This is a genomic window from Plasticicumulans sp. (assembly GCF_035331805.1).
In the GTDB taxonomy this organism is placed as follows: Bacteria; Pseudomonadota; Gammaproteobacteria; order Competibacterales; family Competibacteraceae; genus Plasticicumulans.
The window spans coordinates 1-8,525 of the sequence record NZ_DAOLKE010000146.1 but is presented as its reverse complement, the minus strand read 5'-3'; the positions used below and the strand labels follow the sequence as shown (position 1 = coordinate 8,525).

Here is an 8,525-nt window from a genome sequence, read left to right as displayed (position 1 = left end):
CGCATGCCGCGCGGGCTGGCCGCGCTGCTGCTCGCCACCGTGCTCGCCGTGCCCGTGCCGGCGCGGGCCGATGTCGCCGAAACCGTCCTGCCGGCGGCCTGCACGCGCGACTGTGCCGCGCCCTGGGGCGAAACCCTCGGCGGCAGCACGACCACGCCGGCCTATTCCAACTGCAGCGCCGCCTGCTTCGTGCCGCTGCCGAATCGCGAGCAGGGGATATTCACCGGCATCCGCTGGCAGTGCGTCGAGTACGCACGGCGCTGGTGGCTGCTGAACCGCGGCGTGTTCTTCGGGGATGTCGATGTCGCCGCCGATCTGTGGCTGAAGATCCCTGCGGTCACGCGCGCCAGTGACGGCTCCACGCAGCCGCTCGAAAACCACGACAACGGCGACAGCGCCCCGCCGAAGGTCGGAGACCTGCTGGTCTACGGCCGCGAGTACCTGCGTACCGGCCATCTCGCGGTCGTCGTCGCCGTCGATGCCGGGGCCGGGCGCATCGATGTTGCCGAACAGAACTTCCTGAACCGGCCGTGGCCGGCCGCCGATCATGCGCGCAGCCTCGATCTGCTCGAACGCAAGGGCCGCTGGTGGGTGCTCGATCCGTATCTGCTCGGCTGGAAGCGCATCGCCGGCGAATGAGCGGGCGATGCGACAGTGCGTGGTTCAGTGGTTCGCGCAGAGACCTCGCAGCCATTCACGGTACGCCGCAGCACCGTCGTCCTGCTCGCCCGGCGCCCATGCGGACCGTTCGCTCTCGTCCAGGGGCCGGTACGGACCGGCCTTGGTTTCGAAGAACACCGTGCCCGGATCGAGCGCCAGCACCGCATGCCATTCACCGGGCGGCACGTCGATGCCATCCCCGGGCGCCAGCACCGTGCGCTGCGTGCAGGTGCCGGATTCGTCGAACGTGAAACAGGCAAGCCGGCCGCGCAGCACGATCAGGGCTTCGGATTTTTCGGGCTGCAGATGGCGGTGCGGCGGGACGTAGGAATCCGGCTCGATCGCAACCAGCAGGCGCTGGCAGGGTTCATCGAGGCTGCGGTGCAGCGGGTGATGCGCACGGCGGCGCGGGCTGTCCCGTGCATGGTTGCGCAGCAGGTCCAGCAGGGCGGAATCGAACAGCACGGGCATCGCGGACGGTCCGGCGTCGGAAAGGGCAGGTCCGGCAGCCTACCGGCTGCGGGCCGTCCACTCACGCGGATGTGCCGGGCGCAGCCGCCGGAAACCGGAGCCCGGTCACCTCAGGCTCAGTAGTTGTCGTAGTACGGATCGCGACGGTAGCCGTCCTGATAGCCGCGGTTGTAGCTGCGGTCATAGTTGCGTCCGTAGCCGTCGTCGTAATAGCGCGCACGTTCGGCCTCGGCCCGGCGGCGTTCCTGTTCCTGACCGATCGCGACACCGGCAGCGGCTCCGACCACGCCACCGACGAGGGCACCCTTTCTGCCACCGACACCGGCACCGACCGCGGCACCGGTCAGCGCACCGACGCCGGCATCGGTGGCCGGGCCGTGGCCGCAGCCGACTGCCCCGATGGCGAGCGGGGCGGCGAGCAGCAGCACCAGCAGCGGATGACGGGTGACGGACGTGCGGGGCAGCGACGCGAGGGCGGACATGATGGCGGCTCCTGACAGGCCGGGAACGGGTGAGGGAGACAGAGCACTTGTAGTGCCATGCCGGTGTTATTCATGAAAATCAAAAACATGATGCGTTATTCCGGATACGGACCCTGCTCGGGACCGGCGCTGCTGTCGGGGTGCGGCGACAACGTCCGGTTTTGGGCGGTTGGTGCGGTCGATGGGCTGGATGCCGGCAGGACGGCCCGGGGAGCGGGCCGCAGGCCGTTCTGCATGGCCGTCCGCCCGTTTGCGCTCATCGTGCCGCGCTGCAAGCCGCCTGCCGGCAGCCGTCGTCTGATCCCGACGCAGGCAGCCTTGCGTGCGCTCTCGGGCGAGCGCAGCGCGCAGGCCGGCCGCGGGGCCGGCGCATGAACGGCTTCCATCCGGCTGCAGGGGTTTCGGTGCGCGCCGTCGAGGCTGCCGATCACGCCGCGATCGCCACCGTCGTCGATACCGCCTTCGCCGCTGCGGCGCATGCCGATGGCACCGAGGCGGCGCTGGTGGCCGAGCTGCGGGCCGCCGGGGGCATCGCCTGCGAGTGGGTGGCCGTCGAGGGCACGGCGCCGGTCGGCCACATCGCCTTCAGTGCCGTGACGCTCGATGGTCGCGACTGCAACTGGTTCGGGCTGGCGCCGCTGGCGGTGGCACCGGCGTATCAGGGTCGCGGCATCGGGGCGCGGCTGGTGCGCACGGGGCTTGCGGCGCTGCAGGCGCGCGGCGCCGGCGGCTGCGTCGTGCTCGGCGAACCGGCCTATTACGCTCGCTTCGGCTTCGCCGCGCTGCCGGTGCTGGTCTGCGCCTGGCCGGTGCCGCCGCAATATTTCCAGGCACTCGCCTGGCAGCCGCTGGCATGTGCCGGCATCGTGCGGTATCACCCGCTGTTCGGAGCGGTCTGAGCCTTCGGCATCGTGATGGCGCAATCTTGCGGAAACTTCCGGGAATCCTGGCCGATGCCGCTGTTCACAAGCGTGCGACTGGCGCGCGCAGGGCCGCTCCGGTATCTTTCCGCGCCCTGTGCGTCACCGGCCCGATCCGGGTCGTCGCGCCACAGGCAGCCCCGATCCCGAGCCCGGAAGCGGTCCCCATGCTGAACTTCGAAGAAACCCGCGCCCTCATCGGCGACGTGCTGCAGCTCGGCGAGCGTACCGCCGAAATCCACGAAGACACGCTGCTGCTCGGCAGCATCCCCGAATTCGACTCGATGGCCGTGGTCAGCCTGATCACCGCGATCGAGGACCGCTTCGGCATCGCGATCGACGACGACGAGCTGAGCGCCGATACCTTCGCGAGTGCCGGCAGCCTGCACGCCTTCATCGCCGCCCGCGTCGACTGAAGCGGCGCCGGCCTTCCCTTCCCCGATGCTGCCCGAGTTCCTGCCCGGTCGCTGCGCACGACTGCTCGCCGTGCGCCATGCACCGGCGCCCGGCGTGGCGCTGCGCGGTGCCGTGCTGTGTTTCGTGCCCTTCGCCGAGGAGATGAACAAGTCCCGGCGCATGCTGACGCTGGCCGCGCGGCGGCTGGCGGCCGACGGCTGGGGCGTGCTGATCGTCGATCCCCACGGGACCGGCGACAGCGGAGGCGATTTCGTCGACGCGCGCTGGGAGATCTGGCAGGACGACTACGCCGCCTGCGCGCGATGGCTGCAGGCGCGCCACCCCGGCCGCCTGGTGCTGTGGGGCGTGCGCACCGGCGCGCTGCTCGCTGCGGAGCTTGCGGGCAGCGCCGCGCTGGCGGTCGACACGCTGCTGTACTGGCAGCCGGTGACGGTCGGTGATCTGGCGCTGACGCAGTTCCTGCGCCTGCGTCTGGCCGCGGGCCTGATGGACGGCAGCAAGGAAACCGCGGCCGGCCTGCGCGAGCGCCTGAACGCCGGCGAGTCGCTGGAGATCGCCGGCTACGAACTGCACCCGGCGCTCGCCGCCGCGCTCGAACGCAGCCGCCTGCTGCCACCACCGGCCGGCGTGCCGGTGCTGTGGCTCGAACTCGTGTCCGAAGCCGGCCGGGCGCCGGGGGCCGTCGCCCAGAAGCTGCTCACGGGCTGGCGCAAGGACGGCCACGAGCTGCGCTGCGAGACCGTCGTCGGCGACAGCTTCTGGGCAACGCAGGAAATCGCGGTCGTGCCGGCGCTGGTCGAGGCGACGGCCGCCATGCTCGCCGGCGTCGCGCTGCCGGCCGGTGCCGGAGCGTGAGCACCGCGGCCCCGGTCCCTGCCGAGGCGCTGGAGCGCTGCTTCGCCATCGACTGCGCCGGCGAGCGGCTGCCGGCGATCCTGCACCCCGGCACGCCCGGTGCGGCGCGCGGCGTGCTGGTCGTGGTCGGCGGGCCGCAGACCCGCGTCGGCAGTCATCGCCAGTTCGTGCTGCTCGCCCGGCAGCTGGCGGCGGCCGGCGTGCCGGTGCTGCGCTTCGATTACCGCGGCATGGGCGATGCCGACGGCGAGGCGCGCAGCTTCGAGGACGTCGATGCCGATCTCGCCGCCGCCTGCGCGGCCTTTCGCCGTGAATCACCCGGACTCGGCGAGATCGTGATCTGGGGGCTCTGCGATGCCGCCTCGGCGGCGCTCTTTCACGCCTGGCGCGCCCCGCAGGGTATCGCCGGGCTGGTGCTGCTGAATCCCTGGGTGCGCACCGATACCGGCGAGGCGCGGGCCTACATCGGCCATTACTACCGCCGCCGGCTGCTGAGCGCCGCGCCGTGGAAGAAGATGCTGCGCGGCGAGTTCGACTTCCGCGGCTCGCTGCGCTCGGCCTTCGGGCTGCTGCGCCGGGCGCTGGCGCGTACGCCGGCGGACACGCAGGCGGGCGGTGCGGACGACCCGACGCAGGGCCTGGCGCTGCCGGCGCGCATGGCCGAGTGCCTGCGCCGCTTCCGCGGGCCGGTGCTGCTGGTGCTGTCCGGCGACGACCTGACCGCGGCCGAATTCCGCGACTGCGTGCAGCAGTCGGCGCAGTGGCAGGCGCTGCTCGCCGAGGCGCGCGTCACGCGGCGCGAGCTGGCCGGGGCCAATCACACCTTTTCCCGGCGCGTGTGGCGTGATGCCGTGGCCGGCTGGACGCTGGAGTGGCTGCGCACATGGTGAATCCGATGCGGTCTCCCGGAGCGGGCGGGCGGCGCGTGCTGCTGATCGCCTTCCACTATCCGCCGGCCAGCGAGAGCAGCGGCATCCAGCGCACGCTGAAGTTCTCGCAGTACCTGCCGGAGCATGGCTGGACGCCGGCGGTGCTGAGCGCGCATCCGCGCGTCTACGACCGCGTCAGCAGCGAGCAGCTCGCCGAGGTCCCCGCCGGCATGCCGGTGCTGCGGGCCTTCGCGCTCGACACCGCGCGCCACCTGTCGATCGCCGGCCGCTATCCGCGCGCGCTGGCGCTGCCCGACCGGCACGTGAGCTGGGCGCTCGGCGGCATCGTGCAGGGGATGGCGCTGATCCGGCGCTTCCGGCCCGACGTGCTGTGGTCGACCTACCCGATCGCCAGCGCGCAGCTGATCGGCGCGACGCTGGCGCGCCTGACCGGCCTGCCGTGGGTCGCCGACCTGCGCGATTCGATGACCGAGGACGAGTACCCGCGCGATCCGGTGCAGCGCGCGAGCTTCCTGAAGCTCGAGAAGCGCGTCGTCACGCACGCCGCACGCGTGGTGTTCACGACGCCGGGCGCACGCGCGATGTACGCGGCGCGCTATCCGGAGGTGCCGCCCGAACGCTGGACGGTCATCGAGAACGGCTTCGACGAGGAGAACTTCACGCGCGCCGCCGGCCGCGAGCCGCCGCCGCGCAGCGACCGGGCGCGCGTGCGGCTCGTGCACAGCGGCGTGCTGTACCCGAGCGAGCGCGATCCGCGGCCGTTCTTCGATGCGCTCGCCGCGCTGAAGGCGCGCGGCGTCGTCGATGCCGCGCGCCTCTGCGTGGTGCTGCGCTACACCGGCCACGATGCGCTGCACCGCAGCGAGATCGAGCGCCGCGGCATCCAGGACCTGATCGAACTGGCGCCGCCCGTGCCCTACGAGGCCGCGCTCGCCGAACAGCTCGCGGCCGACGGCCTGCTGCTGTTCCAGGCCGCCAACTGCAATCACCAGATTCCGGCCAAGCTCTACGAATACCTGCGCGCCGGCCGGCCGATCCTGGCGCTGACCGACGCCGCCGGCGATACCGCCGCGACGCTGCGCGCCGCCGGCATCGACAGCATCGTCGCGCTCGACGATGCCGCTGCGATCGAGGCCGCGCTTGCGGTCTTCCTCGATCGCATCGAGGACGGCAGCGCCGTGCGCATCGGACGCCCGCAGGCCGAGCGCCACGGCCGCCGTGCCCGCACCGGCGAACTCGCCGCGCTGCTCGACGCGCTCGTTGCATCGCGCTGAGCCGCGCCGCCCGTCGAGCGCGGCGCGCGTGGCGCTGTGGGGCGTCGTCGCGCTGCTGATCGGCTACGGCTCGCTGTATCCGTTCCGTTTCCGCTTCCCGGGCCTGCCGCTGGAAAGCCTGCTGCAGGTACCACCGCTGTGGACGCGCCCGAGCGACGTGTTCGGCAACATGCTGCTGTTCGTGCCGTGGTCGCTGTGCGGCTGGTGGGCCGGGCGCGGCACGGCCTGGCGCCGCGCCGCGCCGGTGCTGCTCGGCGGTCTGGCCTGGGCGCTGCTGCTGCAGGTGCTGCAGCTCTGGCTGCCGGAGCGCGTCGCCTCGCTCGGCGACGTGTTCTGGAATGCGCTCGGGCTCGCCGCCGGCCTGCTGCTGGCCACGCGCCTGCACGATGCGCCGCGCACCGCCTGCATCGCGATCCTCGCGCTCTGGCTGCTCGGCCTGCTGCTGCCGCTGCTGCCGTTCTGGCCGGCCGGCCTGCCGCTCGCCTGGGTGCGTTCGCTGCAGGCGACGCTGAGCCTGCCGCTGCCGGCGGCGCTGGTCTGGCACGTCGCCGGGGGCTGGCTGTCGATGCGGCTGCTGCAGGGGCTCGGCGCCGGGGTGCGTGCGGCCGTGGGCCTGGTCGTCGGCGTGCTGCTGCTCGGGCCGGCGCTGCCCGCCGCCCATCCCGATCCGGCGCAGATGCTCGGCCTGCCGCTCGGCGTGCTGTGCGCGCTGTATGGTCGCGAGCGCGCCGACGGCCTGCTGATCGGGCTGATCGCTGCCGTCTACACCTTCGACGGCCTCTGGCCGTTCCGCTGGCGGCCGCTCGGCATGCTGTCGCTGCTGCCGTTCGACAGCCTGCTGCACGGCAACATGCTGAACAACCTGCGGCATCTCTGTGCGCGGCTGGCGATCTACGCCGGCGTGCTGTGGCTGATCCAGCAGCGCTGCCAGCGCCTGCCGCCGCTCGCCACGCTGCTGGTGGTCGGCTGGGTCGTCGGCGTCGAGGGCGCGCAGGCCTGGCTGGTCGGGCGCTATGCCGACATCGGCGAGCTGTTCTGGGTGCTGCTCGCCGCCGGCCTCGTGCATCTGGCCGGACCGCTGCACCCGGTGGCGGGCGCAGCGCCGGTGAGCGGGCCGCACGGCCTGGACCCGCTCGCAAGCACCGCCGGCCGCAGCGGCGAGGGCTGAGCCGCAGGCCGTCGCACGCTCCGGATTGTGCCTGCCTTACGGCCGCCCGGCCGGATCGCAGGCGTCGAGGCCGTATTCGATGGCGCCGATGTCGGGAAGCCGGGCGCGGACGTGGCCGCAGAGATCGTCCGGAACCTGCGGCAGCGGCACGCCGGCGGCAACGATGCCGCTGCCGTCGCGCAGCCGGAAGTCGGCGTCCTGCGGTGCGAAGAAGCGCGCGGCGAAGCCGGCGGCTTCGAGCCTCAGGTTGCCGTCGCCGCTCCAGCGCCCGCCGTCGCGGGCCTTGATGCGGCCGTCGAGCAGGTTGTTCGTGAACACGGCATCGGTATCCGGGAAGCGCGCGTCCATGCCGAGCGTTGCGTACAGCGTGTTGTGCGCGACCTCGGTGCGCGCGGCGCGGTTCAGGTACACGCCGACATCATTGCAGTGCAGGATCAGGTTGTTGCGGATGCGGCCGTCGAAGTGTTCGGCTGCGCAGCGCCCGTCGCGGCAATACGGCGCCCCGGTGCCGCCGCCGCCGAAGGACAGGCCGACGCGCGCGCCGTAGGGCGGGTGCAGGTTCATCTCGCAGATGACCAGATTGCGTTCGAACACGTTGCCGCTGCCGGCGCCCTTGAAGAAGGCGCCATAGCTGATGTTGTCGCCGCCGCCCTTGACGAAGTCGGCGATCAGGTTGGCGCGCACCGTCCAGCCGTTGACGGCGACCGCGTCGATCAGCGTCACGGGGTTGCCGGTCAGGCGCACGCCGGAGTTGTAGAGGCTGTTGCCGTCGATGCGGCCGTCATCGGGGGTCTGCAGCCGGCCGTCGCGCTCGCTGCCGTTGATCTTCACCGGCGCGTTGAATTCGTGCAGGCGGTTGTTGCGCAGCACCGTGTGGCGGGCATCGCCGACGATGTGGAAGGCGTGTTCGCAGTCGCCGTGATCGGCGCAGACACCGGCGATGTCGAGACCCTCGAACCACCAGTACGGCGCGCGCAGTTCGAAGCCGACCGTGGTCGCGACGCGGATGCGCACGCTGCCCGGGCGCTCGGCGAGCACGCGGACCGGCCGCCCGGCCTCGCCCGGACGCTCGGCGTACAGCGTGCGCTGCAGCGGGTAATCGCCGGGCGCGAGCAGCAGCACGTCTCCGGGCAGCGCCACGGCCATCGCGCTGCGCAGTTCGTCGGTGTTTGCGACCGGCACCAGATTGCTGCCGGCCGGCAGCGGTTCGCGCGCCGGGCCGGCGCCGATGCCGCGCCAGTCGCCGGCCGGCGGAAACCGCCCCGGCAGCGGCTCGCCGCTCACCTGGAAGCGCGCGCGTGCCGCATCGAGGACATCGGCGGTCGCGAGGCCCGCAACAAGCAGCAGCAGGCCGGCGGCGAAGCCGGCCGGCCGGCCGCGGCGGGGGC

At 72.5% G+C, this 8,525-nt stretch carries 11 protein-coding genes; 8 read left to right on the top strand and 3 right to left on the bottom strand.

What is annotated here, in order from left to right; all coding sequences use genetic code 11:
• Positions 1 to 639, top strand: a 639-nt coding sequence (locus tag PKE44_RS11305; protein ID WP_324551150.1) for a CHAP domain-containing protein, incomplete at its 5' end; no start/stop codon positions are given.
• A 24-nt stretch (positions 640 to 663) separates the two neighbouring features.
• Here the strand turns inward: PKE44_RS11305 and PKE44_RS11300 are convergent.
• Together PKE44_RS11300 and PKE44_RS11295 are read right to left on the bottom strand one after the other, a co-directional pair.
• Positions 664 to 1,131: a WbuC family cupin fold metalloprotein gene (locus PKE44_RS11300; protein ID WP_324551149.1), complete on the bottom strand. Its 468-nt coding sequence runs from the start codon at positions 1,129 to 1,131 to the stop codon at positions 664 to 666.
• A gap of 116 nt (positions 1,132 to 1,247) precedes the next feature.
• Entirely contained in the window at positions 1,248 to 1,613 is a 366-nt protein-coding gene (locus PKE44_RS11295) for a glycine zipper domain-containing protein (RefSeq protein WP_324551147.1), read from the bottom strand.
• Positions 1,614 to 1,685: 72 nt separating this feature from the next.
• Here PKE44_RS11295 and PKE44_RS11290 point away from each other — a divergent pair, with 72 nt between their 5' ends.
• From PKE44_RS11290 to PKE44_RS11260, 7 genes are all read left to right on the top strand, one after another.
• The gene (locus PKE44_RS11290; protein ID WP_324551145.1) at positions 1,686 to 1,988 is read left to right on the top strand and encodes a hypothetical protein; all 303 of its coding nucleotides are present in this window, start codon (positions 1,686 to 1,688) and stop codon (positions 1,986 to 1,988) included.
• Complete coding sequence (locus tag PKE44_RS11285; protein ID WP_324551143.1) at positions 1,985 to 2,512, top strand: N-acetyltransferase; 528 nt, start codon at positions 1,985 to 1,987, stop codon at positions 2,510 to 2,512. The genes PKE44_RS11290 and PKE44_RS11285 overlap by 4 nt, the downstream gene beginning before the upstream one ends.
• A gap of 188 nt (positions 2,513 to 2,700) precedes the next feature.
• On the top strand, positions 2,701 to 2,949 hold the full coding sequence (locus tag PKE44_RS11280) for an acyl carrier protein (RefSeq protein WP_324551141.1): 249 nt from the start codon (positions 2,701 to 2,703) through the stop codon (positions 2,947 to 2,949).
• A gap of 25 nt (positions 2,950 to 2,974) precedes the next feature.
• The gene (locus PKE44_RS11275) at positions 2,975 to 3,805 is read left to right on the top strand and encodes a hydrolase 2, exosortase A system-associated (RefSeq protein ID WP_324551138.1); all 831 of its coding nucleotides are present in this window, start codon (positions 2,975 to 2,977) and stop codon (positions 3,803 to 3,805) included.
• Positions 3,806 to 3,834: 29 nt separating this feature from the next.
• Positions 3,835 to 4,695, top strand: coding sequence for a hydrolase 1, exosortase A system-associated (locus tag PKE44_RS11270; RefSeq protein WP_324551153.1), 861 nt, complete (start codon positions 3,835 to 3,837; stop codon positions 4,693 to 4,695).
• Positions 4,689 to 5,969: a glycosyltransferase gene (locus PKE44_RS11265; RefSeq protein ID WP_324551134.1), complete on the top strand. Its 1,281-nt coding sequence runs from the start codon at positions 4,689 to 4,691 to the stop codon at positions 5,967 to 5,969. Before PKE44_RS11270 ends, PKE44_RS11265 begins: the two co-directional genes overlap by 7 nt.
• Complete coding sequence (locus PKE44_RS11260) at positions 5,956 to 7,137, top strand: VanZ family protein (protein ID WP_324551132.1); 1,182 nt, start codon at positions 5,956 to 5,958, stop codon at positions 7,135 to 7,137. The genes PKE44_RS11265 and PKE44_RS11260 overlap by 14 nt, the downstream gene beginning before the upstream one ends.
• A gap of 36 nt (positions 7,138 to 7,173) precedes the next feature.
• Here the strand turns inward: PKE44_RS11260 and PKE44_RS11255 are convergent.
• The coding region (locus PKE44_RS11255) for a right-handed parallel beta-helix repeat-containing protein (protein WP_324551129.1) at positions 7,174 to 8,525 on the bottom strand (1,352 nt) is incomplete at its 5' end.

What these genes read in the sequence shown, in the direction of transcription:
- PKE44_RS11300 (WP_324551149.1), bottom strand. Translation starts at nt 1,131, where the DNA reads ATGCCCGTGCTGTTCGATTCCGCCCTGCTGGACCTGCTGCGCAACCAT.
- PKE44_RS11295 (WP_324551147.1), bottom strand. Translation starts at nt 1,613, where the DNA reads ATGTCCGCCCTCGCGTCGCTGCCCCGCACGTCCGTCACCCGTCATCCG.
- PKE44_RS11290 (WP_324551145.1), top strand. Translation starts at nt 1,686, where the DNA reads ATGAAAATCAAAAACATGATGCGTTATTCCGGATACGGACCCTGCTCG.
- PKE44_RS11285 (WP_324551143.1), top strand. Translation starts at nt 1,985, where the DNA reads ATGAACGGCTTCCATCCGGCTGCAGGGGTTTCGGTGCGCGCCGTCGAG.
- PKE44_RS11280 (WP_324551141.1), top strand. Translation starts at nt 2,701, where the DNA reads ATGCTGAACTTCGAAGAAACCCGCGCCCTCATCGGCGACGTGCTGCAG.
- PKE44_RS11275 (WP_324551138.1), top strand. Translation starts at nt 2,975, where the DNA reads ATGCTGCCCGAGTTCCTGCCCGGTCGCTGCGCACGACTGCTCGCCGTG.
- PKE44_RS11265 (WP_324551134.1), top strand. Translation starts at nt 4,689, where the DNA reads ATGGTGAATCCGATGCGGTCTCCCGGAGCGGGCGGGCGGCGCGTGCTG.